The sequence below is a fragment of the Roseivirga seohaensis subsp. aquiponti genome, from assembly GCF_001267955.1.
GTDB classification, from domain to species: Bacteria; Bacteroidota; Bacteroidia; order Cytophagales; family Cyclobacteriaceae; genus Roseivirga; species Roseivirga seohaensis.
On sequence record NZ_JSVA01000007.1, the window covers coordinates 59081 to 85436 of the forward strand.

Sequence of the window (26356 nt, forward strand, 5' to 3'; positions counted from 1 at the left end):
CGATACTTGATCAATGGAAAACTATTTTTTATTGTACTCCGAATTATGCACAAAAAAGTGATCAAATAAAAAATAAGTCGCTTTCAAGTAAGGGACTGGGCGTTGAAGATTGTTAACAGTATGTAAACGAAAGGCAAAAAAATAATATTCTTAGCGTAGGAACATTATTGGCACAAAGGTTGTCTTAGGAGTACAAGTACCCCAAACGAAGGAAAATGAGAACAAAAACATTATTATTCACAGCCGCACTTGTTGCCACAGGAATTGGCATCGCGACATTGGCCAGCAAAAAATTTGCTTTACCAAAGTTGAAGAAAAGCACGAAGTAGAATTCATTTTTGAATTCTAACAGTTCACAAAAACTGTTAAAACATATGGCCTCGGTAATTCCGAGGCTTTTTAGTGTCTAAACTTTATTAATTTAGGCGTTTAAACATTCATTATGAGGCAACTCTTCATTTCTACAGTCTTTCTTTTTATTCTAATACAAAACGTAGTTGGGCAAGAAAAAGAAAGCCACCTATTTCAAGATCCTAGAAGGTATATCGATACGGCCGTTACTTATATGAACCAAGAGAAGTATTTGGAAGCGGATAAATACTTTATGGTAGCGTTAGATCAAATCACCGTGCTTTCTGCTGATTTCTGCTACTATTTTGGCAAAAACTCTTTCTACCTAAAATATTATAGCCAGAGTATAGATTGGCTCAGTAAATACCTAGAACTGAAAGGCTCTTCTGGCCAATATTCAGATGAGGCAATTGCTTTGTTAGATAAGTCGGAAAAGGAGTTTAGAGCCAATAGAAGTACAGGAGAAACCGTAGAGACGAATACCAAATTTTTCTACTTAAACACTATCAGTTGTTCAGGGCATGAAAGTATTATTTGTCCTGTCTGCAAAGGGGACGACATCATTACAACAAAGGATAGGCTGGGTGATAACCTTTACAAAAAGTGTCCCTATTCTACTAACGGGGTTTTGACATGTGAAGAGTTCAACCTTTTACTTCAGGGTAAACTAAAGCCAAAAAAGTAGTTTTTCTAAAGCCTCTCAATCACCCACTCAATCAAGCCGTTGACCGTTTTTTCCGCATTAGGTGAAAACTGATGATTAGGCCTGTTAGCGATTAAAGCATTGAAGCTAATCATTTCATGGCCCAACATTTTGGCCATGGCATAATAGCCAGCTGTTTCCATTTCAAAATTGGTGATTTGCCCAAAAGAGGTATTGATTTTAGAAAGTCTATCCAAATAATCTGGAAGGAATGGCCTAAGCCTTATTTCCCTACCTTGAGGCGCATAGAACCCAGGAGCGGTTACCGTTACTCCACTATACATTTGAGGCCCTTGGAACTCTTTTAACAATAAGGTAGAAGCTTCTGAAAGATATGGCCGAATGGATAAATCCAATGTCCTTTGCACTTTGTTTCCGATTACCTGCCCTTCTTCCGATTCCACCCAAGGATAAAAGGACATCAAAGAATCCATGCCTAAGGCAGCCTTTGATACTAAAAATGAGTCCAAAGGAATATCTGGCTGCATACAACCTGAAGTTCCTATTCTGATAATCTTAAGGCGCTTTAACTTATCCTTAACCTGACGTTTCTTCAAATCTACATTGACTAACGCATCGAGTTCAGTCATAAGAATTTCAACATTATCTGTCCCCATTCCTGAACTGATTACAGAAATACGCTTTCCGTTTAATTCTCCTGTATGCGTTACAAGTTCTCTGTTGGTGATTTGAAAGTCTATTCTATCAAAAAACTTACTGATTTTAGCTACTCGTGCAGGGTCGCCTACAACGATGACGGTATCGGCTACCATTTCTGGATGCAGGCCCAAATGATAAATTGCGCCTTCACCTGTTAAAATAAGTTCTGATTCTGGAATAGTCCTTTTCTTCACATCAGTCGATTTTAGCAGGCTCTCTTTTCACCCCTTTCAATGGGTTATAATGATTAGTGTTCTTCTGATAGTAGCCTGTTCCATCATATGGTCTTCTTTCAGGGCTCTGACGACACTCTTCTGAGCAGCATCCATCCATTAACCAACCAGCTTCTTCTAACATAGGAATGTGCGCATTGCAAGTTGGGTTAGCACAGTTTACCATTCTATCTGTAAGGACACCTGTGACATAGCATTTTGAAATAACGGAAGGATTAACCGAGTTTACATCAGCCGTAATTCGATTATCGAACACGTAACATTTCCCTTCAAAATCTTCGCCCCCTGCTTCAATTCCATACTTAATAATACCACCATGAAGTTGGTATACATTCTCAAAACCTTGTTCTAATAAATACGCGCTAGCCTTTTCGCACTTAATACCTCCTGTGCAGTAAGTGATTACCTTCTTGTTTTTCAACCCTTCAATCTCCTTTACCTTTTCAGGGAAGTCTCTAAAATTTTCAATATCTAAGGTAAGTGCATTCTTAAATCTACCTACACTATGTTCATAGTCGCTACGCACATCGAGAATTACCGTGTCTTCTGGCTGGTTTTTAAGAATTTCTTTGAACTCGTTGGGTTCTACATAAGTACCAGTTTTTTGCCGAGGGTTGATGTGCCTTAGACTAGAATGTACAATTTCAGGCTTCACTCTAACATGGAGCTTGGCAAAAGCCATTTTATCGTGGGCTTCCACTTTAAATTCGGTGTCTGCAAAGCGGGTATCTGAATGCACATAAGCCATGTACTTTTCACAATCTTCTTTCAGACCAGAAACGGTACCATTAAGGCCTTCGGGTGAAATAATTATTCTGCCACGCAAATTGTTTTCAACACAAAATAAGTGATGCTCTTCTCTGTATGCCTCGTAATCCTGGATGTCGGCATAGCAGTAATACAGTAAAATTGAATATTGTTTTTCCATAGCTCGTGCCCTATTTCAAGTAGGGTGAATTAATTGTTTTATTTATAAATGTTGGGTTTTAGGCTTCACTGGGTTAACTAGTAAATCAAACCTCTAAAATCGTAGCTCACTAAACTTCCTTGGCTGGGTTACCAAATACAGTAGTATTAGCTTTTACTTCGGCTATTACCACAGAGCCTGCACCAATTCGTGCTCCTTTACCTACCTTAACTCCCGAAACAATCGTAACGCCAGAGCCAATGAACACATTGTCTTCAATTTCGGCCTCGTTACCAATTACGCTACCTGCACCCACTTGAACTAAATCGCCCAATTTCGCACTAAAATCAATGGTTGAATTGGTGTTCAATAGACAGTGATTGCCAATTTTAGCATTCGAACCAATAACCACTCCGTTGTTTACAAAATTTCCGTGACCGATGTGTGCCGAAGTAGCAATTTCTGCATTGCGATGAATGGCGTTTACAGGCATTTTCTTTCTGCGCTCTACCATCAGTTTTACCAAACCCTTTCTAAGGTCACGGTCGTCTACTGCTATAAAGCCTTCGCATTTTTTACCAATCAGCTTTAGAAAGCCATCATCATCGGTTTTTCCTAAAACAGAAACTCCGCTCATCTCTTGGCCATGTTTCGACACATCGTCATCCAAGAAACCATATACTACAACTCCGTTACTCTCAAATATTTCGAGGGTAGCTTTACCCATTTCATTCGCACCAAATATGATTACTGGATTATCCATAATTATCCCTTTTTTCGGGCGGCAATTTAGCTTTTTTTGAATGAAATTCTAAGCATGATCCGTAACAGGGTTCCGCACTAATGATATTCCAATATTACATTCTATACACTTCTTTGGTAGGCAATAAGCGTTATGTAATTGAATCAAGCCTTGACTATCAAAAGCAGAAGACACATTCCAGCCTAAACTCTTCCATAATTCAGTAATGTGGTTACTTTCTGCTTTCATAGAGGAAAGTAAGTTTAAAGCCCTATCTAAATAAGCGCTATCATCTTTATATTTAGCCAAAGCTGCTAAAAAAGGAATAGCTGTATTTACAATTATATTCTCCTTCGATTTCTTTGTCAGCCCACCCAAACGCTTGCTCAACTTCTTATCTATAGCATAATGCGTACACCAGTAATCTGACTGAAGAACATCTAATTTGTCTAGGGCTTCCTTTCTATTTTCAATTTCTGAAAAGAATGAAAAAATATGTGGATAGGTAATTACCAAGGCTGCTAATTGAGCAATTCTTATTGTAGGATAATTCGGTGGCCTTACTTTAGAGAAATGCCATTCATTGTAGCCTATTTTTTGTTTCAACTCGTATTTGGCTTTTAGAAATCGATACTCTTTTTGAAGTTGGTAAGCATATTCGTCTGACACATCAACATCTAAAAAACCTGCTTGACCAAAAAGCAGGGCCTCAATCTGAAAAAGTTGGTTAGAATGTTTTGTAAGTACTTTTAACGGAACGCTTTGCGCCAAACGCAACATATTGTTTGCGTTAGTTTTAAAGCCAAAGCCCTTGGCCAGCCATTGATAAGCCGACTCTTCCCAGTTATGCGCATTTGCTTCCAAAATAGAATCAAAACCATTCGACTTCTCTTCTACCCTTTCTACCAAAGCCCTTTCCAGCATTGAAAGTCTGGTGATGGATTTCGTATTATTTAGATGTCTAGCACATGGAATTGGATCCTCATTATCTATTAAACTTTGATAGCGCTCTAACACCATTGGCTTTACTAAGCCTTTCAATTCTAAAGTAGGGATTGGGTTACCTTCACTGTTTAGTACCTGTTTGTCATTTTCCCAAACTACATGGAGAATCACATTGTCATAGTTGGGGTCATCTTGATGTTTATGGGTATACCAATCAGAAGCTTTTACATGTATTTCGACTGAGCCATACCATTGCATGCCTTCAATATCAACCTGAGCCTCTTTGAAATCAGGACCCGCCAAATGGTTGAGATTTCCAGTCTTTGTAATGTTCAGCCTCTCTCCAGAAACCAACTCAAGAGTGGAAGTATTAAAGTATTGATATCGCCAAACGAAATGTAGAAAGGATTCTGGTAACATTAAAAAGCCTTTTAGCTTCTTAAATTACAAAAATTCAGATAAATACTGTTGCATTTCTAGCTGTAACTCGCGGGCCTTCTCTTCAGCCACCTCGGCAAAATCTTCCTCTTGAGAAGCATAAATTATTCCTCGGCTAGAATTTACTAAAAGGCCACACTGGTTATTCATCCCATATTGGGCTACATCTTTCAAGCTTCCGCCCTGTGCACCTACTCCTGGAACGAGCAAAAAGTGATCAGGAACAATTTTGCGAATGTTTGTTAAAGCTTCAGCTCTAGTAGCTCCTACCACATACATCAACTGATCGGTAGTTCCCCATTCTTGGCTTTTCCTCAGTACTTCTTCGTAAAGTTCTCCACCTTGGGTAAGTTCTAAATTCTGAAAGTCTTTTCCACCAGCATTCGAAGTGAGTGCCAATAGAATCACCCATTTATTGTCGAATTCAAGGAAAGGCTTTACCGAATCTTCTCCCATGTAAGGAGCTACCGTAATAGCATCACAATTCATGTTTTCCAAGAAAGCCTTGGCATACATTTTTGAGGTATTGCCAATATCACCACGTTTGGCATCGGCCAAAATGAAGATATCTTTAGGAATGTATGCGATTGTTTTCTCTAAACTTTGCCAGCCCTTAACGCCATATGCCTCGTAAAAAGCAATATTAGGCTTATAGGCCACTGCATATTGAGCCGTAGCATCTATAATTCTTTTGTTAAACTCGAAGATCGGGTCTTCGGTATTTAGTAAATGCTTGGGTATTTTATTCAGGTCGGTATCTAAACCAACACATAAAAAGGAGTTCTTTTTCTGAATTTGGCCAAAAAGCTCTGCTCTGGTCATTTAGTTCCTATAGTCTTCGGTGTGTTGCACCGGGTTTTTCTTTGAATCGAATTCGAAAAATCCGGCAGCATAAGTTTGATTTGGCTTAAAGTTAGCTACTTCAAAAGAGGTCTTGATGCCATCATAATCAATCAAATCCCATGCTTTAAGGTAGCTGGTCTTTTTGTCGATGTACATGATGATATTTGTGAAATCACTGTCTTCATCTGTAGAAACCAACTCAATTACATCAATCAAAGCACCTCCTAAATTCTCGGAGCGTTTGTAGGTATACGTAAAACCCTTTTTATAAATATCATAAATATTGGTTGGGTTGATGAACGTTTCTTCTGGTTCAAAATTGGTAATGGTCAGTTCTTGTGCCTCTACCAAATATGTCCAAAGCACTGGTCCGTTACAGTAAATGTGTTGATCTCTGAATTTGATCATAAACTTCTCTTTTGAAACTGCCGCGCTTCCAGAAAATCTATCTAAAACTTCAGCCTCACTCATTACTTTTTGAACAAACTCTATTTCAAAACCGGGCATGGCCTTATAGGTTGCACTCATTTTGTCTAACACGGCTTTTGGATCTTGCGCTTGCGCCACATTCAGCATACTGCTGACCATCATCACCATCAAAAATCCTAGTATTCTTCTCATTGTATCTTATTCTAAAGAATTAGTTATCGTCCAAGCTGTTCAATAACTGTTCCAAACTATATTCATCTGAAATTAAAACTTCTCTCGCTTTACTGCCTTCAAAAGGCCCCACAATTCCAGCTGCTTCCAATTGGTCAATAATCCTTCCAGCCCTGTTATAACCCAACTTCAATTTACGCTGAATCAGAGAGGTACTTCCCTGCTGATGTGAAACAATTAGTCGAGCCGCTTCATTAAACATCGTGTCTCGGTCTGATAAATCTACCGTACTTGTACTGCTATCTGCATCATCTCCCGTAAATTCTGGAAGCATATAAGCAGAAGAGTAACCTTGTTGACCTCCAATGAAGTCACAAATGTCGTCTACTTCTGGCGTATCTACAAATGCACACTGAATTCTAGTAATTTCAGAGCCCATAGAAAGGAGCATATCCCCTTGTCCAATTAGTTGGTCTGCTCCACCAGTATCGAGAATGGTTCGTGAATCTATTTTTGAAGTCACTCTAAATGAAAGCCTTGCCGGGAAGTTGGCCTTAATTATACCTGTAATTACGTTTACCGATGGACGTTGCGTTGCTACTACCAAGTGAATTCCAATAGCCCTAGCCAACTGCGCTAAACGTGCGATTGGGGTTTCTACCTCTTTACCAGCTGTCATCATCAAATCTGCCAACTCATCAATAACAAGCACAATATATGGCAAATAACGATGCCCTTTTTCCGGATTCAATCTTCGATCTACAAACTTCTGATTGTACTCTTTGATATTACGGCAAGCAGCATCTTTTAATAAATCATAGCGCTGATCCATTTCAATACATAGTGAATTCAGTGTATTGATAACCTTCTTGGTATCGGTAATAATGGCTTCTTCGCCATCTGGCAACATGGCTAAAAAGTGTCTTTCAATTTTATTGTAAATGGTTAGTTCCACCTTTTTAGGATCTACCAATACAAACTTTAGTTGCGAAGGATGTTTCTTATAAAGTAAGCTGGTGAGAATAGCGTTCAATCCCACAGACTTACCTTGGCCAGTTGCTCCTGCCATAAGCAAGTGAGGCATTTTGGCTAAATCGGTTACAAAAACCTCATTTGAAATGGTTTTCCCTAATACCACCGGAAGTGCCTTATCACTGTTCATGAACTTATCCGTGGCCACTACAGAACGCATAGAGACCATTTCTTTGTTCTTATTCGGCACCTCAATACCAATAGTTCCCTTTCCCGGAATTGGCGCAATAATACGAATACCCAAAGCAGCCAAACTTAAGGCAATATCGTCTTCTAGATTTTTAATTTTTGAAATCTTAACCCCTGCTTCAGGAATGATTTCATATAGCGTAACCGTTGGCCCAATCGTAGCCTTAATACTGGAAATTCCAATTTTGAAATTGGTTAGTGTTTCAACAATCCTATCCTTATTGGCCTGTAACTCTTCTTTTGTTACTTGAATTTTGGCAGGGCCATATTCTTTCAAAAGCTCAATACTTGGGTATTGATATTTGGCCAAATCTAAAGTCGGATCATAGTTTCCTACCTTTTCAACCAATGCTTCTGACGACTCTTTTATTTCTACTTCAAAGGAAGGCTCGTCTTTCTTTTCTGTTTGAGGAATCGGGCGATTTTCGACAAAAGGTTTTTCAACGATTAACTCTTCGGCTTCCTCTTCTTCCTCCATTACACCTTCATCTGACAATTCGAGCTCTATTGAATTATCCGTAGTAGGGGCTTTTTTATCTTCTTTCATTTCAAGCACCCAACTCTCTAGCTCTTCCTCACTTGACAGCTCTAACTCGTCTTCGCCTAACTCATCATCTAAATCTTCCGCTTTCACGGTTTCTCTAGTTTCTGTAATGATTGTTTCTTTTTCAGCTTCTTCAGAATTATCCAAATTAGTCAAAGTGTTTTTGGTAGAGAAAATCTGTTTGATGTCGAAGAAGAAAATTACAAACACCAAAAAAGTAAATACGAGCAATAAAATTGTTCCAAAACCCATTAGGTTATCGAAAATAACCGCAAGTTCATACCCTAAACCACCACTATAGAAACTCCACTCAGACACCCCAGAACCACCTTTGATCATAGAACCCATCAAAAGGCTGATCCACAAAAGGAAGAAAACGACAAAAATGAAGGCGCGCTGAATATTAACAAGTGCTTTTCCAAAAACGATTTTATAGCCTCCAACAAATAAAAATGGAGGAATAAGGAAGGCTGCTATACCAAACCATTTAAAAATAAGGTAATGCGATGCGTAAGCCCCCCAAAGCTTCATCCAGTTGGCTGCTTCTCTGCCAGAAGCTATCAATCCTGTTTCGCCAACCGACTCCACTACACTTTGATCGGCCTTGCCTGTAAAAAGGTAGCTTACGCAAGCCACAAAAATAAAAATGGAGGTAAGCAACAAAAACAAGCCCAAGGTAAGCTGAACCCTTCGGTCCTTTATAAAGCCCAAGCGGAGTTTTCCCTTTAGGCTAAATCCTTTGGACTGCTTCTTATCTTGTTTGGTGTTTTTAAATGTATTGGACTTGTAGGTGTTTTTGGCCATGAAAAAGTGCTTCCCTTTAATTACGAAAATAAATGAATTTTATGAATCCTTTAGACGGATTGACTAAAACATCTTAAGATCACTTGCCAAACTTCCATTTCAGGATGGCTTTGTTGATTTTTTTAATCATTGCCGGACCTTCATAAATAAATCCGGTGTATACCTGTACCAAAGTTGCTCCTGCTTTTAATTTTTCAATGGCATCTTCTCCAGTATTAATCCCTCCTACTCCGATAATCGGAAACGAGCCTCCAGATTTTTGATGAAGATAACGGATCACTTCAGTAGAACGATCTCTCACTGATTTTCCGCTTAAACCACCTGCACCTATTTTTTCAATTTCGCTCTTTTCTGTTGCTAAGCCTTCTCTTGAAATTGTTGTGTTGGTAGCAATTACTCCATCAATTTTCGTTTCTTCAACAATCTCAACAATGTCATTGAGTTGATCTAACGTAAGGTCTGGAGCAATTTTCAACAATATAGGTTTGCTAATTTGTTTTAACCTATTAGCCGCCTGCAAAGCCATAAGCAACAGCTTGAGCGGTTCCTTTTCTTGCAGCTCTCTTAAGTTTGGCGTGTTTGGAGAACTTACATTGACCACAAAATAATCTACGTGTGGAAATAGCGCTTCGAAGCTCAACACATAGTCATTTACGGCAGCTTCATTAGGTGTTATTTTGTTCTTTCCAATATTACCTCCAATCAGCACATTAGTCTTTTTTCTTTTTAATCGTTCAACCGCAGCGTCAACACCCTGATTATTAAAGCCCATACGATTAATCAAGCTCTGATCTTTGGGCAACCTAAAAAGCCTAGGCTTTGGGTTTCCTTCTTGCCCTTTAGGCGTTAGCGTACCTATTTCGATAAAGCCGAAGCCAAAAGCAGAAAGCTCATCATAAAGTTTTGCATCCTTATCGAAACCAGCTGCAAGCCCAACAGGGTTTTTAAACTTAAGGCCAAAGGCCTCTACCTCTAATCGACTGTCTTCAAAATCATAAAGGGATTTGGCAACAGCAGAGACTCCGGGGATTTTAAATAAGCGCTTAATCCACCCAAAAGTAAAATAATGAGCATCTTCTGCCGATTTGGCAAAAAGAAAGGGACGAATGATTGATTTATACAAAGCTGAAAATTTTGTCAAAAGTACGGCTTCAAAGGGAACGATAAAAAGGAATTAAGATTTTAGCTGCATTAACTTTACTATCCGATGGTATCGCTTGTTTTCCAATTTCATTTTTTGGAAGATTATATAAGATTTGATAAATCGTTGCTCCAAATCTAAAAGTCATGTATAGCAAAATTCTCGTCCCAATAGATTTTACAGAAAAATCACACCGTGCATTAGACGTTGCCTGTCAGATTGCAAAAAAGCTGAATAGCGAAGTGTACATAATGCACATTGTAAAGGCTGCGCTTTCGGTTTATTTAGATGAACTGGGAGAGTACAAAAGCAAAATACCAACGGGGCAACAATTTCTTGACGACATTTTAGCTATAAATGAAGAAAAAATGAGGCGGCTCATACAGAAATATGAAGACCGAGGAATTACCATTCATTCTAAATTAAAGGTGCATAACACACCTAATGAAATAGCAAAACTAGTAGCCGAAGAAGCTTTTGACTTAACCGTTGTGGGTAACTATGAGCATGAAAGGTTCGATGAAGTATTTAGAAGGACGCATCCAGAAAAAATAGCTGCGATGGCTAAAAACCCAGTATTGACCATCAATAGTGAACTTGAAAAATTTGAGGTTAGAAACATTTTAATTCCAACTAACCTTACTGACGACTACACAGCCGCAATGCCTGATTTATTGAAATTTGCAGACTCATATAATGCTAAACTCACCTTGGTTTATGTAAACACCCAAGCGCATTTTAAAACGACTCTGCAAGCCAACAAACTAAAAGTAGAGTTCTTAGAAAAGCATGGGTTAGACAACCATACAGTAGAAATATTTAATGCGAAATCGATAAATAGAGGCATTTTATATGCTGCCGAATTTTTCAACAGCGATATGATTGCTCTTTTTTCATACCATACAGAGAACATAAAAACCTTGTTGGTGGGAAACATTACAGAGTACTTAATCACCAAATCGAAGTTACCAGTACTTACTTTAAATTTAAGTAAACCCTAATGAAAAGTTTTCACGACTTATTCTCCAACATTACTGAACACCCGCTTTTAAACAATTTAATATTGGCGGCTACGGTGTTTGTAATTGCCCATGCTTTATTGCGCATGATTAGGGTAATCATGAATAAGTTCATTAATAAATCCAGTGAGGATTTACGTGTGGACCCCACCAAGTACAAATTCTTGAAGAACGCCATGAATTTCTTGGTGTACATGGGAGCCCTCATCATTATATTTCTTTCTATTCCCGAATTAGAAGACATTGGTTTAGGTTTGTTTGCCAGTGCGGGTGTATTTGCGGCTATTCTTGGTTTTGCTTCTCAGGCAGCGTTTTCCAATATCATTAGCGGTATTTTTTTAGTGATTTTCAAACCTTTTAGGGTAGATGATATTATTAAAGTAAATAACATTTACCACGGAACAGTGGAAGATATTAACCTACGACACACGGTAATCCGGGACTTTGAAAACCGAAGGCTAATTATTCCAAACTCAGTCATTGGAAATGAAACCATCCAGAACTTTAACATTGTAGATTCTAAGATTAAGAATTTTATCATGTTCGGAATAAGCTATGATTCAAACCTAGACTTGGCCATCAGAATTATTCAGGAAGAAGCCATGAAGCACCCTTATTTTCTTGACAATAGAACTAATGAAGAGTTAGAGTCAGGGCTGCCAGCAGTTTTAGTTCGTTTGGTTGAGTTTGGCGACTCAAGCATTAACCTCAGGGCACAGGTTTGGTCTGCAGACCCTTCAAAAGCATTCGATTTAAAATGCGATATTTATAAGTCGATTAAAGCTCGCTTCGATAAAGAGGGCATAGAAATCCCGTTCCCTCATCGTACTATAGTCTATAAAAATGCGCAAAATTAAATCAAGAAACCCGATAGACCTTTTCAGGCTAATTCCTTTGGATATTATTAGAAGACCAAGGGTATCTAAAGAAAAAACAAACCTTATGCCTGGATCCTTGCTGTACACCGGCAAAAAGCGCGATGAAGAAATTCTTCTTCAAGCCATTATTTATAATGCTGACTTCTTTGAAGAAAAAACGATAAAATCTATTGATGAACTGAAGCAGCTTGACCTAAAAGATAAGCACCTTTGGCTCAATGTTACGGGGCTACATAATGTAGAACTCATTCGCGAGATTGGCGAACATTTCGATATTCTTAACCTAACCTTAGAAGATGTTCTTAATCTTGGGCAACGCCCTAAATGGGAAGAATATGATCATTACTTTTTTCAGATTTGTAAAATGGTGATGACCCAAAGCGACATGATCAAACATGAGCAGTTTGCCATGGTTGTTGGTAAGGATTTTATTGTCACGTTTCAAGAAGACATGAAAGATGTTTTTGAGGGAGTTCGTGATCGGCTGAGAAATGCTAAAGGCAAAATCCGAACACGTAAACCCGATTACCTATCCTTTGCATTAATGGATGTGGTGGTAGATCATTACCTGATTATTATTGAAATGTATGCCGACAGAATTGATGATCTGGAAGATGAATTAAGGGCAGATCCAGACCCGAGTTTCATTAATAGACTAAGCACCCTAAAAAAAGAGGTGAATTGGCTACGCAGAACTGTACGCCCGATTAAGGAAAGTGTGATTAGTTTCAACAAATCTCAAACTCCTTTAATCGAGAAAAAGACTACCCCATTCTTAAAAGATTTATTGGACCACACCACTCACCTGACTGAAAACGTGGAGTTGTACATGGACGAGTTGAAAGACTTGATGGACCATTATAACAACCAAATGAACAACAAGCTGAATGACATTTTAAAAGTTCTTACCATTTTCTCTGTTGTTTTTATTCCGCTCACTTTTATGGCAGGCATTTACGGAATGAACTTCGAGTATTTTCCTGAACTATCTTATAAATATGCCTATCCAATTTTTTGGGGTGCACTACTAACGGTTGCGGGCGGAATGATTTATTACTTTAAAAGAAAAGGCTGGTTATAAACTTAACTTCTTGGATGGTAATCTTTGATAATCTGCTTCAAATAATCTCGATCTAAATGTGTGTAAATTTCGGTGGTCGTAATCGATTCGTGACCGAGCATCTCTTGAACGGCTCTTAAATCAGCCCCGCCTTCAATCAAATGGGTAGCAAATGAATGCCGAAAAGTATGTGGACTTACTATTTTCTGAAGCCCAGCTTTGACCACTAAGTCTTTAATTACTATAAAAACCATTTGGCGAGTAAGCTGCTTTCCGTTACGATTTAAGAACAGAAATGATTCGTGCCCTGGTTTGATATCTAAATGAACCCGAACTTCCTCTCGGTACATATTGATGTATTTTAGTGCTTCGCGCCCAATAGGCACCAACCGCTCCTTATTTCCCTTCCCCAAAATTCTTAAAAACCCAATCTCAAAATGGATATTAGAAATTTTAAGACTGATAAGTTCTGTAACACGCAAACCCGAACTATAAAGCGTTTCGAGCATAGCCCGGTTACGCATTCCTTCTGCTTTAGAATGATCAATAGCAGCCAGAATTTTGTCTATTTCATGAATATCGAGCGTATCGGGTAGCTTGCGTCCTAACTTGGGCGCTTCCAATAAAGCGGTAGGATCAATCTCTATTTCCCCTTCATACATCATGAATTTATAAAAAGACTTGAGCCCAGAAATAATACGTGCTTGCGAATGAGCACTCATGCCCAATTCGTTAATGTACGCTATAAAATCCTGCAGATGATTGGCCAGTACTTGCTGCGCTGTAATATCCAGATTGGATATTTCGAGAAACTGTTTTAGCTTCACCACATCATGAACGTAAGCTTCAACCGAATTTTCGGACAGTGATCGTTCCAGTTTTAAGTAGTTTTCGTATTCCTGAATATATATTTCCCAAGCCACGGCTAAAGATAAGTAACCCCTCGACAAAATGAAGATCATCATCATCAATGGCCCAAATTTAAATTTATTGGGCACCCGAGAAAAAACCGTTTATGGTAACGAAAGCTTCGAGGCTTATTTTGAAAAGTTGAAAGTAAAATTCACCAATCTTGAACTAGAATACTACCAAAGCAATGTAGAAGGTGAATTGATTAATATGCTGCATGAAGTTGGTTTCTCCTATGATGGTATTGTTTTCAATGGAGGTGGTTACACACATACATCTGTGGCTATTTCAGATGCAATAGCCGCAATCAATACTCCTGTAGCCGAAGTCCATATTTCTAACATACATGCTAGGGAAGAATTCAGGCACCTAAGCCTTATCACCAAAGAATGCGCTGGAATGATTACTGGATTTGGCTTGATGGGTTACGATATGGCGCTGTATTATTTAAGCACAAAGTCTTAATCAACCTCTTTCAAATATACTTTTTCTTCCCAGTCTTTCAGTTTTGGGTTCATTCGCTTGAACCACAAAGGAGGAAATGCTGCCATTAATATCATAGCCGGATAACCCGAAGGCAACTGTGGCGACTCATCATAATGCTTTAATACTTGATAGCGCTTAATTGCATTCGCATGATGGTCGGAATGGCGTTGTAACTGAAACAAAAAGAAGTTGCTCAGTCTATGATTTGAATTCCAAGAGTGCATTGGGTTAACTCTTTCATAACGTCCGGGAGAAATCTCCTTTCTTACAATACCGTAGTGTTCAATGTAATTTACGATTTCCAAAAGGCTAAAGGCCAAAACAGCTTGGCTGAAGAAGAAAACTGGCACTTCCCAAACGAACCTATTTTGCCAAATACTTGCCAACAATGTTAAAGTAGCTGCCAATAAAACAGGAAGTATGGTAAACCAAATCATTTCATTTCCCAATGACCAAACCTTCTTTCCCTTCCTTTTCAAGCTTGCCTTTTCAATATTCCAAGCACTACGATAACTCCCTAAAACCGAGCGAAACCAGAAACGATAAAAACCTTCATTCTTTCTACTTGTGGCAGGATCTTTAGGAGTAGCCACATGCACATGATGTCCGCGGTTATGCTCGATATAAAAATGCATATAGCAAACCGTCATCAAAATAAGCTTAGAATAAAAACGCTCCAAAGCCGACTTCTTATGACCAAGCTCATGCCCCACAGTAATGCCAATTCCGCCAGTCACTAAAGCGAAACTCAACACAAAGCCAATCCATTCATAAACTTCTAAGCTAGTCGAGGCCACTTGAGCCGATGCCCAAACCAAAAAAGCCAGTTGAAAAACTGCCCAGATGTAAGTGATAAAGCGATAATAGAATTGTTCTGAAATGATTAGCGCATCAGCGTCCTCCATATTTTCCGGATCTTCACCAATTACAGAATCAGCCAAAGGAATCAATACGAACACAAAGCAAATGGTAAGGTAATTCCACCAACCGCCAAGGTAAAAACCAAAAATGGCAAGCAATGGAATTATAAAAGCAGTAAGAAAGCCGATTCGTTTGATCCAACTCATATTGAAAAATACGAAATCAAATCATGGCTTTCAACTCCTGAAGGCTGGGTATTTTCTCTAAGAAACTTACTTTCTGTTCTTCTTCATCAAACCAACAAGCATAATGCGCCATGCCATTAGTAACAATCAACAGTTTTGCTTTGAGTGTTTTATTATACACCGCAATTTGATCAAAAGCATTTTGGGTGATTTTTACCGAAGGCGCCTTACACTCTATAATTACAAGCGGTTTCATGAATTCATCATAAAGCAGAATATCAGAGCGCTTTTGCAATTGATTGTATTTATTCCCCGTCTCCACACTCATTCGGCTCATAGAGTACCCCAAATTACTAGCGAGAAAATGAATAAAGTGCTGACGTACCCATTCTTCTGGGGTAAGTACAACAAATTTCTTCCGTATAGGGTCAAAAATAACTAATTTGCCGTCCCTTTTATCGAGGCGATATTCATAGGCCGGCAGGTTGAGTGAATCCATCGAACAAATGTAACTGAACCCAAAACTTATACATGAAAACTAAGCAAGAAATTGTTGAAAACTGGCTTCCCCGCTATACTGGGGTTCCCAATGAAGACTTCGGAGAGTACATTCTACTAACTAATTTTATTACCTATGTAGAAATGTTTGCCAACAAGTTTGGGGTTGAAATTAAAGGCGTAGGCCGCCCCATGCAATCAGCAACAGCAGAAAACATTACCATTATCAATTTTGGAATGGGAAGTGCCATGGCTGCTACGGTAATGGATTTACTTTCTTCCATTTCGCCTAAAGCAGTTCTATTCCTAGGCAAATGCGGTGGTTTGAAAAAGAAAACTGCCATTGGTGATTTGATCCTACCTATTGCCGCCATTCGTGGCGAGGGAACCAGCGATGACTACATGCCGCCTGAAATTCCAGCATTACCCTCTTTCCGTTTGCAAAGGTCTGTCTCTTCTATGATCAAGAAGCATGAGCGCGATTACTGGACTGGCACCTGCTACACTACTAACCGTAGGGTGTGGGAACATGACAAGGCCTTCAAGAAATACCTTCGTAAAATTAGAGCGATGGCCGTTGATATGGAAACCGCTACGCTTTTTACTGTGGGTTTTGTAAATCAAATCCCTCATGGTGCACTCCTTTTGGTTTCTGACAATCCGATGATTGCAGAAGGGGTGAAAACCGAAGAAAGTGATAAAAAAGTCACTTCAAACTTCGTTAACGACCATTTAGAAATAGGGATTGACGCACTAAGAGAACTCAGAGACTCTGGTGATTCTGTAAAACATTTAAGGTTCGAATAATGAAAAAACTATTATCAATAGCCGCAGTAATGTTCTTGCTGTGGTCATGTGGGGGAAAGCAGAAAGCTGACCTGATTATTCACAACGCTACGGTATATACCGTAAACGATGATTTTACTGTTGCAACGGCTTTCGCTGTGAAAGACGGGAAATTTGTTGGCGTTGGGTCAGACGAAGAAATTCTCAAAGACTTTGAATCTGATGAAACCATTAATTTAGAAGGTGCTCCTGTTTATCCAGGGTTGATTGATGCACATGCACACTTTTACCGTTATGGTTTAGGTTTGAAAAATGCAGATTTAGTTGGCACAAAATCCTTTGATGAAATTCTTGAAATTCTTCAGGCACACCGCGAAAAATACCCAGACGATGAATGGATAGTTGGCCGCGGTTGGGATCAGAATGATTGGGAAAATAAAGAGTTTCCGAGCAAAGAAAAACTAGATAAATTATTCCCTGATGTGCCCGTCTTCCTTTCAAGGGTTGATGGCCATGCAGCTTTGGCAAATTCTGCTGCCATGAGTCAAAGCGAGACTTTCGGTAAAACAAAGGAAGTAACGGGAGGTAAAATCTACTTCGATCAGAATGGAGAACCAACGGGGCTATTGGTAGACAACGCCATGGATTTGATTGGCAAATACATTCCTGAGCAAACTAGAGCCGATCAAATTGAAGCACTTATTATGGCGCAACAAAATTGCTTTGAAGTTGGTCTTACAGGCGTTGTAGACGCTGGCTTAGAGGTAAGCACAATTGAGTTAATCGATTCATTGAATAAATCAGGTGAGCTTAAAATGAGGCTTTACGCCATGGTAGCCCCTTCAGAAGAAAGTATTGATTACTTTAAAAAGAAGGGTAAGATCAAAACAGATTACCTCAATGTTCGCTCGTTTAAAGTGTATGGTGATGGCGCCTTAGGTTCTCGCGGTGCTAACTTATTAAGTGATTATTCTGATGACCCAGGAAATGCTGGCTTCCTTTTAGAGAAAGAATCGACTTACGATGAACTGGCGAAAGTAATTTATGACATGGGCTTTCAAATGAATACTCACTGTATAGGTGATAGAACTGATCGTGTTATTCTTGATATCTATGGCAAATACCTTCCTGAGGATAATGACTTAAGATGGAAGATTGAACACGCACAGGTAGTTTCGAAAGAAGATGTTCCAAAATTCGGAAAGTATAATATCATCCCATCAGTTCAGCCTACGCATGCTACTTCAGATATGTATTGGGCAGCAGAAAGATTAGGGGAAGAAAGAGTAAAAACGGCTTATGCCTTTAAAGATTTACTCGACCAAAACGGTTATATCGCGCTGGGTAGCGACTTCCCAGTGGAAGACATCAACCCTATGTATGGTTTTCATGCTGCAGTGGCTCGTCAGGATGCAGACAACTGGCCAGAAGGCGGATGGCAAGCTGAAAACAAACTTAGCAGAGAAGAAGCGCTTAGGGGCATGACCATCTGGGCAGCTTATTCTAACTTTGAAGAAAACGAGAAAGGGAGTATTGAAGTGGGCAAATTTGCCGATTTCATCTTCACCCAAAAAGATATGATGAAAGCTCCTGAATCAGAGCTTCGTAACTTAAAAGTAACTGCCACATATTTGAATGGCAAGAAGGTGTATTAAGAAAACACCTTTTTCTAATTATTAACAATAAAGGGGCTCTCGCATAAGAACCCCTTTATTGTTTTAGAGCGTTCTACTTGAAAACCTCCGACTTACGGATGCTACGGTAATACTCGAAACATATATACTCATAAGGCAGCATTCTATTTTATCTCAAAACAGCTTACAGGCCTCTAAGCTGTAATCTGATTATTAAATACAGAAGTAGACAACCGGGAATAAAAAAAGGCTGCCAAATGGCAGCCTTCTATATTATGTAGTTTTATCAAAACTAGTTATCATCTGTTTTTTGAGGTGTAGCATAAATGATCTTACGAGCATTTGCTTCTCTCAATTCAGTTTGAATATCAACAATAATCCCCATTTTGGTTTCCTTATCTACTTTAAGAGAAATTGTGATTTGATCACGCTCAACTTCGCTAAGTTGATCTTTCTCTGTGTTCACCCACTGAACAATACCGTCAATAGCAATAAATGCATCGTTGGCTTGGATTAATGATTCTGTACCAAAAATCTCAGGTTCTTTAGGTTCACCTACGTATAGATAGGTTACAAGCTTTTTCTTTTCAAGCTTTACTAATTGCTCAGCTCTTGGAATATCTTGCTTTACCAAAACCTCTGTTTCTCTCATCACAGTTGTTACCATGAAGAAAAACAAAAGCATAAAGATAATATCAGGCAATGCCGCAGTTGGGATGTCCTGACTGGACTCACTTTTCTTCTTAAACTTTGACATATTAACCTCCTACTTTACTTGGTTCTGCAATCGAGATCGACTTAGGTATTCCTGAACGAGCTCTATCATATAAATCCAAATCTCTTGGATCGTTTCTATTCAATTTCCTAAACTCCTCAGCAGTTAAACCTACCCTTTCACCATACACTCGGTTATAAGCAGCGTTTAGCTGATCTAGAATTTCAATGAAAATTTCATAACTACTTCCTCTATCTGCTTTAAGCGATACAATAGCAGCGTTTGGTCCATCAGACGATTCGCCTGACCTCAACTTATTGTTGATGTATGCTTTCATTGTAGCAGGTAAAGACTCATAGGTTTGTCTATCACTCACTTTCTCTCCAGTAGGGCCTTTCTCAACGTCAGACATCTTACCGAAATTTAAAATAAAGTCATAAACCATATCTCCTATCAAAGATGGATCGTCTAGTCTCTCATCTTCCACCAACAGCTGATTCAGGGAGTTTACCTGAATTTTAAAGATATTTCTCTCTTGTTGCTTTACTTGGTCTGGTTCTTCTTCATCCTGTTTAGGAGGAAGTAACAAGGTCAAACCTTTGTTGGTGGCAATTTGAGTAGTTACCAGAAAGAATATCAATAATAGGAAAGCGATGTCGGCCATTGAGCCGGCATTTACCTCCTGACTTCCTCTGTTCTTACTTCTTGCCATAATTAAATTATCTAACTACTCTTGCGATTGACGAATATATTAAACCTACAACAGCTACTAATAGTAGTACTAAAGTTGTGGTCATTGCTCCACCTATCAATTTATAGGCAGTTGCCGTTGACGCTGCAGAAGGGTCTATGTTAGTAGCTTCAAAAGCTCTTTGGCTAACAAGGTCGATTTCAGCAGGGGCCATTGAATATCCAATAAAGAATATTAAACCTAAAACTACCAAGCCGATTCCGCTCTTAACCAAACTCTTAGGATTACCCAAAGAGTTAACTAGGTTCATCACAATAGCGGCAACCGTTGCTACAGCAAGCAGAATGTAGGATGCGTATAATCCTAAATCAATTAATTGGTCCTGATCCATAATAATCTATTTACAGGTTAATTACTTAGACAAATTGTGCTTCACTAGCAAGTCAACCAAAGAGATTGACGCATCTTCCATTGAGTTAACAATTGAATCGATTTTAGAAACACAGTAGTTATAGAACAATTGAAGGATAATCGCAACGATCAAACCACCAACTGTTGTTAAAAGGGCTACTTTAATACCTCCAGCAACCAATCCTGGAGAAATATCACCAGCTGCTTCAATCGCATCGAAGGCACCGATCATACCAATTACAGTACCCATGAAACCCAACATTGGAGCCAATGAGATGAATAGAGAAATCCAAACTAGACCTCTTTCTAAACGACCCATTTCTACAGAACCGTAAGCAATCACTGATTTTTCAACCATTTCAATTCCTTCTGACATTCTCATAAGACCTTGAGTAAAGATAGATGCTACTGGACCTCTTGTGTTTTTGGTCACTTCTTTAGCTGCTTCAACCCCTCCAGACTCTAGAGCATCTTCTACTTTGCTCAAAAGCTTGTTTGTGTTAGTCGTTGCCATATTAAGACTGATAATTCTTTCGATTGAGATAGCAAGTCCAAGAATTAAACAGATTAATACTGGAGACATAAACTTAGGATCTCCTTCAATAAATTTTTGTTTGATGACTTGATCTAAAGACTCTTCTGGCATATCCGCCAATTCGTCTGAATAGTCAGGGTTTTCTGGTATGGTGTTTTCTACTTGCTCGGTTGTAGCTCCTTCTTGAGCATCGTCTTGAGCATAAGCATTGAATCCAATCGACAGAACGCCTAAGATCATCAATAGTGAGAATAACTTTTTCATAGTCTAGTTTTGATTAATAAAGGTTAAAACGGTTTCTAAATTATTAATAATTATTGTTAAAAGAAATTATACTTAAGTTTTTAGTTGATCATGCGGAGAGAGAGGGATTCGAACCCTCGATACCCTTTCGAGTATACACGCTTTCCAAGCGTGCTCCTTCAGCCACTCGGACACCTCTCCTCAACTTTTATCAACAAATGCGCTTATCGCAAGGTGACAAATAAATCAATAAAATATCCTTTATGCAAATTGATTTATGTTTTTGTCAATCAATAAAAATCAGTTCATTTCGCCCGAAATAGCACTCGTCAATTTTTCTCTAAGTTCATCTAATTCAGTGTTTCTACCAAATAAGTGCATCATTTTCGTAGTAGCGGCTTCAGTTGTCAAATCTCCGCCACTAATAACGCCTATTCTATTTAAAGCACTGCTGGCCTCATATTTACCTTGAATTACATTTCCCCCATTACATTGCGAAACATTCAGCACAACAACTCCCTTGTTTACAGCACTTTCCAATAAGTTTAAGAACCAAGGCTGATGAGGAACATTACCCGAACCATAGCTCTCCATAACTATTCCTTTAATAGAAGGTGCATTCAATAAGTGCCTTACCACGTGTTCATTAATACCTGGGAACAGCTTTAAAATAACAATATCGTCCTTTAATTCTGGGTAAAATTTAAGTTTAGAATTGTGGTCATAGGCCTTTAAAGCGGCATAATTATAATCTATCACAATGCCAGCCTCCGCCAATGCAGGGTAGTTTTCAGATTCAAAAGCATCGAAATGACGACTTTCAACTTTCTTTGAACGGTTTCCTCTCAACAATAAGTGGTTAAAAAAGATGCATACTTCTGAAACAACCGGCACTCCATCTTTGCTGTCAGCGGCAATCTCTAATGCTGTAACAAAGTTTTCTCGCCCATCTGATCTGGGGGAAGCAATAGGCAATTGAGCCCCCGTAAATATAACTGGCTTGTTCAAACCTTGTAGCATAAAGCTTAAAGCACTAGCAGAATATGCCATAGTATCTGTTCCATGCAGCACAATAAAGCCATCGAAAGCGGTGTAATTATCTTTAATGGTTTGACCAATTTGTACCCAATGCTCGAGTTTTACATTCGAGGAATCAATTGGAGGGTCGAAGGAAATTACCGACAGGTTAATATTTAATTCCTTCAAAACAGGTATTCTGGCTACTACGCGTTCAAAGTCGCAAGGTACTAGCGAACCGTTTTCGTCATAGTCCATCCCCAAAGTACCACCAGTATATACTATAAGTATAGATGCTTTTGGGTTAGGCGAAAATTCTAGGGTTGAAATCATGACTGCACTTTAAATAATGAATTGGCATTTTTAGTGGTAATGGCTTCAATTTCTGCTACCCCAACTTGCCTTAAATCAGCAATTTTTTGAGCTACCAACTTTAAATAGGAAGGCTCATTTCTTTTCCCTCTATAAGGAACAGGCGCCAAATAAGGGCTATCGGTTTCTAAAACCACATGATCCATATTTAATTGAGGAATTACCTCATCCATACCACTGTTTTTGAAGGTAACCACCCCACCTAAACCAATATGAAAGCCAAGTTTATGAATACGTTCTGCTTGCGCTACAGAACCATTAAAGCAATGGAAGACACCTGTAAGGTTATCTTCTTTAAGTTCTTCTACCAAGTCGATGGTCATATCTAGTGATTCTCGACAATGGATTATAATCGGTTTTTGATATTGTTTTGCCCAAGCTACTTGAATCTTGAAGGCCTCTACTTGTTGATTGATAAAGGTTTTATCCCAGTACAAATCAGTACCCATTTCACCAATAGCTGCAAACTCGCGCTTTCCAAGCCACTCTTCAACAATATAAAGTTCTTTCTGAAAATCGCCTTTTACAGAACACGGGTGAAGCCCCATGGTAGCCACACACAAATCTGGATATTTTTCTTCCAACTCCAGCATTCCATCAATTGATGTATGATCAATATTGGGCATGTAGATTTTAGAAATGCCTTCTTCTCTTCCTCTTTCTAATACCTCATCTATGTCCTTCTCAAACTGGTCGGCATAAATATGGGCATGAGTTTCAATCATCATTTAAACTTTCTTTTCTTCCAGCTGACTCTAGGGTTCAGCATTAAAACAACAAGGGCAAATGTATCTAAAAGAGCAATAATAAATGGCTTGAAGAGACTAAACTTAACACCAACTTGATCTAGCGTACTCTTAACTTGATACTGTTTAATGTTTTCGATCGCCAGTTTTAATACTATTAGGGAAATCAATACAATGAGCACTGTTGAGTTTGTTAGAAATAACGATACCGCCAACATTTCAATCAGCAGCAGACGATAAACTATAAACCCGATACCAGAAAGTGTTCTATAGCTTAGAATTCCCTTGAGCCAGCGTTTTCTCTGATCAACATAGTCTAAAATCCTTTTTATAGGAAAAGTAATGCCTGCTCCTTTATCAATAAGTTGTGCTGTTTTCAAGCCTGCTTTTCTAGCGGCCAATAACAATTTCAGATCCTCTACTTTAGTTTTACCAAGGGCTTCAAAACCACCTATTGTTTGATATGCCTTTTTCGAAATCAGCATATTATTACCCAAGGCTGTAAGCGCATTGCCTTGGTCTGAAAAAACCTTTAGGCTATGAATGCTATTTTGCCAATCCATTTTCTGAATGGATGAAAAATAACCTTCGGTTTTTACTTCGGTATAACCACTCACAAGGTCAACGCCTTGAATTGCTTGAGCAACCATCGTTTTCAGCCAATGTTGGGTAACAGTAACGTCTGCATCTAAAATGATTAAATAATCACCTTCGGCCTTGGTCGCCAATTGTGCCAAAACGTTCGACTTAGCAATAAGTCCATTTAAATGAGGTAGGATAGAAATGGATTTGACATGAGGATATTTATTGATCCAACTGTCAATTATACCTTGAGTACCGTCTGTTGACTGGTCGTTCCCTACCAAAACCTGAAGCTTTTCGAGCGGATAATCAAGATTGGTAACTGCATTAAAGCAAGCCTTTAAATTCTCTTCTTCATTTCTAGCAGCAATTAGAATAGTTACTTTAGGCCAAGTTTGAATAGAATCAATTTCAACGGCTTTAATAAAAAAACGCTTAAATCTCCAGATTAAGACCAGTTCTGAAATTAGGATGAGCGCAAACGTAACAAGCAAAACTTCACCAATCATAACGGTTTAAAAGTAAAACCTTTCGATTGAAAATGCTCTAAATAGCGAGGTAATGCATATTGAAGGTTATCAAAAGCCTTCAAGCTGTCATGGAATACAATAATACTTCCTGATTTAGAATACTGAATGCTCTTTTTTAAAACGGTTTCAGCTGATAGTTTTTGCGAGAAATCACCTGAGAGCACATCCCACATAATGATTTTTCGAGAAGACAATTGCTTGATTTGCTTAAAGGTGATTTTACCATAAGGAGGCCTAAAGAGTCTTCCTTCTTCTCCATACTTATGAAGTTCTTCCTCACACTTCAAAAAGTCTTTAAGGTATTCAGTAGCGTCTGTTTCCCACCCTTTTACGTGATGGTAAGTGTGGTTACCAACCGAATGGCCTTTACTGAGCAGTTCTTTAAAAATGTAGGGATGCTTGTGTATGTTTTCTCCAACACAGAAAAAAGTAGCCTTTGCATCAAACTCACCCAGCGTTTTCAATACCCAAGGTGTAACTTCTGGAATTGGGCCGTCATCGAAGGTTAAATAAATGACTTTTTCATTACTTGTTTGTTTCCAAACTAAGCTAGGGTAAAGCCATCGGGCAAATATGGGTGTTTTATGGAGTAGCATTATTTACCCTACAAGATAAGAAAGTAAGGTCATCGGCAAAGGCATTCTCCTTTTTGAATCCTTCTAACTCTATCATTAAATCATTGTGGGTAGTTTGAAGGTCTTTATTTTTATGATCCACCAAGAACTTCCTTAGCCTTTCTTCGCCAAACTCTTCTCCAGCACTATTAAAAGTTTCGGTAAGGCCATCGGTAAACATGAAAAGCGAGAATTCTTCTATATTTTCAATTTCACCTTTATCCAAAAACGGAAGCGGATCAAATGCGCCTAACACGGTACTTCCTTCGTTCAAAATCATTACCTCATCCTTTGTAATCAAAACCGGATGATTGTGACCACAGTTAAAATATCGAAGGTTCTTTTTATCAAAGTCGTAGACGGCTAAAAAGAAGGTTATAAAGTTTTCACCCTTTGCGTTGTGCCATGTTTGATGATTCAATTCATGTATTACCTGCTCTGGATTTTCAGCATTCCTACTCAAAGTTCTTAATACTGCCTGAAAATTAGACATTAATATAGCGGCAGGCATTCCTTTTCCCGATACATCGGCAATACAAACTAGAAATTGATTTTCGTTAGGAATAGGAATGTAATCGTAATAATCTCCACCCACAGTTTTACACGGCTGGTAGAATGCCTTTATCTCTAATTTTTCAGAATTGGGCAAAACATCGGGAAAAAGATAGTTCTGAACGTTTCTAGCGATTTCCATTTCGCGCTGAATGGCTTGCTGCTCAAGTTGCTTTCTGGCCAATCGCTTATTTTCAATGGCCACAAGAATCACATTGCTCAAGGCTTGTATAAAAGTGGTATCGGCTCCTTTTTCTTCTTCTGAAGTTTTAATAAATACAAAAGCGAGCAGTTTTTCTTTATGAGTAACAGGAATTATGATATCAAATTCATTAAAACATGAAATAGAAAGTTTTGCGTCAGTCACCGCAACTATCTTCTTCAGATCAAAACACCCTGTATCGAGTGGTATTTTAGTGAAATCCTTTTTTGCACCAAATTGCACCTTACATTCCCAGTCTAGGTCTTTCACATACAATACCATTTTAGATAATTGCAGATTGGCCCTAAGGGTAAATTCATAAATTTTATAGAGGTCATCTTCAGGAAGGTTGTCGTTCACCGCTTGGGTAATTTCCAAGAGTGCGTTTACCTCCATTTCCTTTCTATAAAACTTACGTTGAAGTGTATCTTGCATAGTGCTTAACGACCGTTGTGAACTAATAAGCCTTCTTTGGTGGCCAAATAAAAATACGAAGTGAGATCATTCCCCAACTCACTCAATGCAATTGGCATTTCTGCTTGGCGGTCGCCAAAGCATTTTACCCAACCCTTATTCAACAGCCCTGAGAGTACTTCTTTAAGTTCGCTCTCTGCCAACTGCGTTTCTTCCAAAATGGCATTAAAAGGTTGAACGAAGTAAAGCTCATCCAAAACATCAAACTCATTGTCGGTCATATT

Annotated in this window: 28 protein-coding genes and 1 tRNA gene; 7 read left to right on the top strand and 22 right to left on the bottom strand. The window is 38.7% G+C overall.

The features are described 5' to 3' along the window. Nucleotides 1-442 precede the first annotated feature (442 nt). Nucleotides 443-1036, top strand: a complete 594-nt coding sequence (locus OB69_RS05870) for a hypothetical protein (protein WP_053222777.1) — start codon at nt 443-445, stop codon at nt 1034-1036. Between the two features lie 5 nt (nt 1037-1041). Here OB69_RS05870 and OB69_RS05875 read toward each other — a convergent pair whose 3' ends face one another. The 8 genes from OB69_RS05875 to OB69_RS05910 all read right to left on the bottom strand — a co-directional run bounded on the left by OB69_RS05875 (nt 1042) and on the right by OB69_RS05910 (nt 10114). After that, nucleotides 1042-1908 carry a nucleoside phosphorylase gene (locus OB69_RS05875; protein ID WP_053222778.1) on the bottom strand — a complete coding sequence of 289 codons (867 nt, stop codon included), beginning with the start codon at nt 1906-1908 and terminating at the stop codon, nt 1042-1044. Nucleotide 1909: 1 nt separating this feature from the next. Next, a complete protein-coding gene (gene trhO / locus OB69_RS05880; RefSeq protein WP_053222779.1) occupies nt 1910-2875 on the bottom strand; it encodes an oxygen-dependent tRNA uridine(34) hydroxylase TrhO in 966 nt (321 codons plus the stop codon). A gap of 109 nt (nt 2876-2984) precedes the next feature. Further along, nucleotides 2985-3617 (bottom strand): NeuD/PglB/VioB family sugar acetyltransferase, encoded by a 633-nt coding sequence (locus tag OB69_RS05885; RefSeq protein ID WP_053222780.1) that lies wholly within the window; start codon nt 3615-3617, stop codon nt 2985-2987. Between the two features lie 48 nt (nt 3618-3665). Further along, nucleotides 3666-4961, bottom strand: a complete 1296-nt coding sequence (locus tag OB69_RS05890) for a DUF2851 family protein (RefSeq protein WP_071426728.1) — start codon at nt 4959-4961, stop codon at nt 3666-3668. Nucleotides 4962-4985: 24 nt separating this feature from the next. Further along, nucleotides 4986-5801, bottom strand: a complete 816-nt coding sequence (pyrF, locus tag OB69_RS05895) for an orotidine-5'-phosphate decarboxylase (protein WP_053222782.1) — start codon at nt 5799-5801, stop codon at nt 4986-4988. Then, a complete protein-coding gene (locus OB69_RS05900; protein ID WP_053222783.1) occupies nt 5802-6443 on the bottom strand; it encodes a LolA family protein in 642 nt (213 codons plus the stop codon). It abuts the gene before it with no gap. A gap of 19 nt (nt 6444-6462) precedes the next feature. After that, nucleotides 6463-8991, bottom strand: a complete 2529-nt coding sequence (locus OB69_RS05905) for an FtsK/SpoIIIE family DNA translocase (protein WP_053222784.1) — start codon at nt 8989-8991, stop codon at nt 6463-6465. A 79-nt stretch (nt 8992-9070) separates the two neighbouring features. Further along, nucleotides 9071-10114 (bottom strand): quinone-dependent dihydroorotate dehydrogenase, encoded by a 1044-nt coding sequence (locus tag OB69_RS05910; protein WP_053222974.1) that lies wholly within the window; start codon nt 10112-10114, stop codon nt 9071-9073. A gap of 164 nt (nt 10115-10278) precedes the next feature. Here OB69_RS05910 and OB69_RS05915 point away from each other — a divergent pair, with 164 nt between their 5' ends. Genes OB69_RS05915 through corA form a run of 3 tightly spaced genes read left to right on the top strand, consistent with a single transcriptional unit; the run spans nt 10279 to nt 13110 of the window. Next, the gene (locus OB69_RS05915; RefSeq protein ID WP_053222785.1) at nt 10279-11133 is read left to right on the top strand and encodes a universal stress protein; all 855 of its coding nucleotides are present in this window, start codon (nt 10279-10281) and stop codon (nt 11131-11133) included. Further along, the gene (locus OB69_RS05920; protein ID WP_053222786.1) at nt 11133-12008 is read left to right on the top strand and encodes a mechanosensitive ion channel family protein; all 876 of its coding nucleotides are present in this window, start codon (nt 11133-11135) and stop codon (nt 12006-12008) included. The genes OB69_RS05915 and OB69_RS05920 overlap by 1 nt, the downstream gene beginning before the upstream one ends. Then, a complete protein-coding gene (corA, locus tag OB69_RS05925; RefSeq protein WP_053222787.1) occupies nt 11995-13110 on the top strand; it encodes a magnesium/cobalt transporter CorA in 1116 nt (371 codons plus the stop codon). The genes OB69_RS05920 and corA overlap by 14 nt, the downstream gene beginning before the upstream one ends. Nucleotides 13111-13112: 2 nt before the next feature. Here corA and xerD read toward each other — a convergent pair whose 3' ends face one another. Beyond that, on the bottom strand, nt 13113-14057 hold the full coding sequence (xerD, locus tag OB69_RS05930) for a site-specific tyrosine recombinase XerD (RefSeq protein ID WP_245620786.1): 945 nt from the start codon (nt 14055-14057) through the stop codon (nt 13113-13115). Here xerD and aroQ point away from each other — a divergent pair. Then, on the top strand, nt 14041-14463 hold the full coding sequence (gene aroQ, locus OB69_RS05935; RefSeq protein WP_053222788.1) for a type II 3-dehydroquinate dehydratase: 423 nt from the start codon (nt 14041-14043) through the stop codon (nt 14461-14463). The two genes, xerD and aroQ, sit on opposite strands and share 17 nt — an antisense overlap. On the opposite strand, the gene OB69_RS05940 is transcribed toward aroQ, so the two are convergent. Beyond that, nucleotides 14460-15551 (bottom strand): alkane 1-monooxygenase, encoded by a 1092-nt coding sequence (locus tag OB69_RS05940; protein ID WP_053222789.1) that lies wholly within the window; start codon nt 15549-15551, stop codon nt 14460-14462. The genes aroQ and OB69_RS05940 overlap by 4 nt on opposite strands. 16 nt (nt 15552-15567) lie before the next feature. Beyond that, nucleotides 15568-16029: a type I restriction enzyme HsdR N-terminal domain-containing protein gene (locus OB69_RS05945; RefSeq protein ID WP_053222790.1), complete on the bottom strand. Its 462-nt coding sequence runs from the start codon at nt 16027-16029 to the stop codon at nt 15568-15570. Between the two features lie 32 nt (nt 16030-16061). Between OB69_RS05945 and OB69_RS05950 the strand changes: the two genes are divergently transcribed. Together OB69_RS05950 and OB69_RS05955 are read left to right on the top strand one after the other, a co-directional pair. Continuing rightward, nucleotides 16062-16835 carry an AMP nucleosidase gene (locus OB69_RS05950; protein ID WP_053222791.1) on the top strand — a complete coding sequence of 258 codons (774 nt, stop codon included), beginning with the start codon at nt 16062-16064 and terminating at the stop codon, nt 16833-16835. Continuing rightward, the gene (locus tag OB69_RS05955) at nt 16835-18469 is read left to right on the top strand and encodes an amidohydrolase (RefSeq protein WP_053222792.1); all 1635 of its coding nucleotides are present in this window, start codon (nt 16835-16837) and stop codon (nt 18467-18469) included. The genes OB69_RS05950 and OB69_RS05955 overlap by 1 nt, the downstream gene beginning before the upstream one ends. Before the next feature lie 271 nt (nt 18470-18740). On the opposite strand, the gene OB69_RS05960 is transcribed toward OB69_RS05955, so the two are convergent. From OB69_RS05960 to OB69_RS06010, 11 genes are all read right to left on the bottom strand, one after another. Continuing rightward, nucleotides 18741-19205, bottom strand: a complete 465-nt coding sequence (locus tag OB69_RS05960) for an ExbD/TolR family protein (protein ID WP_053222793.1) — start codon at nt 19203-19205, stop codon at nt 18741-18743. Nucleotide 19206: 1 nt separating this feature from the next. Then, nucleotides 19207-19875 (bottom strand): ExbD/TolR family protein, encoded by a 669-nt coding sequence (locus OB69_RS05965; RefSeq protein ID WP_053222794.1) that lies wholly within the window; start codon nt 19873-19875, stop codon nt 19207-19209. A 7-nt stretch (nt 19876-19882) separates the two neighbouring features. Then, nucleotides 19883-20245, bottom strand: a complete 363-nt coding sequence (locus OB69_RS05970; protein ID WP_053222795.1) for a hypothetical protein — start codon at nt 20243-20245, stop codon at nt 19883-19885. Between the two features lie 21 nt (nt 20246-20266). After that, nucleotides 20267-21064: a MotA/TolQ/ExbB proton channel family protein gene (locus OB69_RS05975; RefSeq protein ID WP_053222796.1), complete on the bottom strand. Its 798-nt coding sequence runs from the start codon at nt 21062-21064 to the stop codon at nt 20267-20269. Between the two features lie 93 nt (nt 21065-21157). Next, nucleotides 21158-21244: transfer RNA gene (locus tag OB69_RS05980), tRNA-Ser, on the bottom strand. 99 nt (nt 21245-21343) lie between these two features. Beyond that, nucleotides 21344-22393, bottom strand: a complete 1050-nt coding sequence (locus OB69_RS05985) for an asparaginase (RefSeq protein WP_053222797.1) — start codon at nt 22391-22393, stop codon at nt 21344-21346. Continuing rightward, nucleotides 22390-23160, bottom strand: coding sequence for a TatD family hydrolase (locus tag OB69_RS05990; RefSeq protein WP_053222798.1), 771 nt, complete (start codon nt 23158-23160; stop codon nt 22390-22392). Before OB69_RS05990 ends, OB69_RS05985 begins: the two co-directional genes overlap by 4 nt. After that, nucleotides 23157-24269, bottom strand: a complete 1113-nt coding sequence (locus OB69_RS05995; protein ID WP_053222799.1) for a glycosyltransferase — start codon at nt 24267-24269, stop codon at nt 23157-23159. The genes OB69_RS05990 and OB69_RS05995 overlap by 4 nt, the downstream gene beginning before the upstream one ends. Then, complete coding sequence (locus OB69_RS06000; protein ID WP_053222800.1) at nt 24266-24886, bottom strand: polysaccharide deacetylase family protein; 621 nt, start codon at nt 24884-24886, stop codon at nt 24266-24268. The genes OB69_RS05995 and OB69_RS06000 overlap by 4 nt, the downstream gene beginning before the upstream one ends. Next, complete coding sequence (locus OB69_RS06005; protein WP_053222801.1) at nt 24873-26093, bottom strand: GAF domain-containing SpoIIE family protein phosphatase; 1221 nt, start codon at nt 26091-26093, stop codon at nt 24873-24875. Before OB69_RS06005 ends, OB69_RS06000 begins: the two co-directional genes overlap by 14 nt. A gap of 5 nt (nt 26094-26098) precedes the next feature. Beyond that, nucleotides 26099-26353 carry a hypothetical protein gene (locus OB69_RS06010; RefSeq protein ID WP_053222802.1) on the bottom strand — a complete coding sequence of 85 codons (255 nt, stop codon included), beginning with the start codon at nt 26351-26353 and terminating at the stop codon, nt 26099-26101. Between the last annotated feature and the right edge of the window lie 3 nt (nt 26354-26356).

Coding starts and splice junctions, on each gene's coding strand:
- OB69_RS05870 (WP_053222777.1), top strand. CDS start 443: ATGAGGCAACTCTTCATTTCTACAGTCTTTCTTTTTATTCTAATACAA.
- trhO (WP_053222779.1), bottom strand. CDS start 2,875: ATGGAAAAACAATATTCAATTTTACTGTATTACTGCTATGCCGACATC.
- OB69_RS05885 (WP_053222780.1), bottom strand. CDS start 3,617: ATGGATAATCCAGTAATCATATTTGGTGCGAATGAAATGGGTAAAGCT.
- OB69_RS05890 (WP_071426728.1), bottom strand. CDS start 4,961: ATGTTACCAGAATCCTTTCTACATTTCGTTTGGCGATATCAATACTTT.
- pyrF (WP_053222782.1), bottom strand. CDS start 5,801: ATGACCAGAGCAGAGCTTTTTGGCCAAATTCAGAAAAAGAACTCCTTT.
- OB69_RS05900 (WP_053222783.1), bottom strand. CDS start 6,443: ATGAGAAGAATACTAGGATTTTTGATGGTGATGATGGTCAGCAGTATG.
- OB69_RS05905 (WP_053222784.1), bottom strand. CDS start 8,991: ATGGCCAAAAACACCTACAAGTCCAATACATTTAAAAACACCAAACAA.
- OB69_RS05915 (WP_053222785.1), top strand. CDS start 10,279: ATGTATAGCAAAATTCTCGTCCCAATAGATTTTACAGAAAAATCACAC.
- OB69_RS05920 (WP_053222786.1), top strand. CDS start 11,133: ATGAAAAGTTTTCACGACTTATTCTCCAACATTACTGAACACCCGCTT.
- corA (WP_053222787.1), top strand. CDS start 11,995: ATGCGCAAAATTAAATCAAGAAACCCGATAGACCTTTTCAGGCTAATT.
- aroQ (WP_053222788.1), top strand. CDS start 14,041: ATGAAGATCATCATCATCAATGGCCCAAATTTAAATTTATTGGGCACC.
- xerD (WP_245620786.1), bottom strand. CDS start 14,057: ATGATGATGATCTTCATTTTGTCGAGGGGTTACTTATCTTTAGCCGTG.
- OB69_RS05940 (WP_053222789.1), bottom strand. CDS start 15,551: ATGAGTTGGATCAAACGAATCGGCTTTCTTACTGCTTTTATAATTCCA.
- OB69_RS05945 (WP_053222790.1), bottom strand. CDS start 16,029: ATGGATTCACTCAACCTGCCGGCCTATGAATATCGCCTCGATAAAAGG.
- OB69_RS05950 (WP_053222791.1), top strand. CDS start 16,062: ATGAAAACTAAGCAAGAAATTGTTGAAAACTGGCTTCCCCGCTATACT.
- OB69_RS05955 (WP_053222792.1), top strand. CDS start 16,835: ATGAAAAAACTATTATCAATAGCCGCAGTAATGTTCTTGCTGTGGTCA.
- OB69_RS05960 (WP_053222793.1), bottom strand. CDS start 19,205: ATGTCAAAGTTTAAGAAGAAAAGTGAGTCCAGTCAGGACATCCCAACT.
- OB69_RS05965 (WP_053222794.1), bottom strand. CDS start 19,875: ATGGCAAGAAGTAAGAACAGAGGAAGTCAGGAGGTAAATGCCGGCTCA.
- OB69_RS05970 (WP_053222795.1), bottom strand. CDS start 20,245: ATGGATCAGGACCAATTAATTGATTTAGGATTATACGCATCCTACATT.
- OB69_RS05975 (WP_053222796.1), bottom strand. CDS start 21,064: ATGAAAAAGTTATTCTCACTATTGATGATCTTAGGCGTTCTGTCGATT.
- OB69_RS05985 (WP_053222797.1), bottom strand. CDS start 22,393: ATGATTTCAACCCTAGAATTTTCGCCTAACCCAAAAGCATCTATACTT.
- OB69_RS05990 (WP_053222798.1), bottom strand. CDS start 23,160: ATGATGATTGAAACTCATGCCCATATTTATGCCGACCAGTTTGAGAAG.
- OB69_RS05995 (WP_053222799.1), bottom strand. CDS start 24,269: ATGATTGGTGAAGTTTTGCTTGTTACGTTTGCGCTCATCCTAATTTCA.
- OB69_RS06000 (WP_053222800.1), bottom strand. CDS start 24,886: ATGCTACTCCATAAAACACCCATATTTGCCCGATGGCTTTACCCTAGC.
- OB69_RS06005 (WP_053222801.1), bottom strand. CDS start 26,093: ATGCAAGATACACTTCAACGTAAGTTTTATAGAAAGGAAATGGAGGTA.
- OB69_RS06010 (WP_053222802.1), bottom strand. CDS start 26,353: ATGACCGACAATGAGTTTGATGTTTTGGATGAGCTTTACTTCGTTCAA.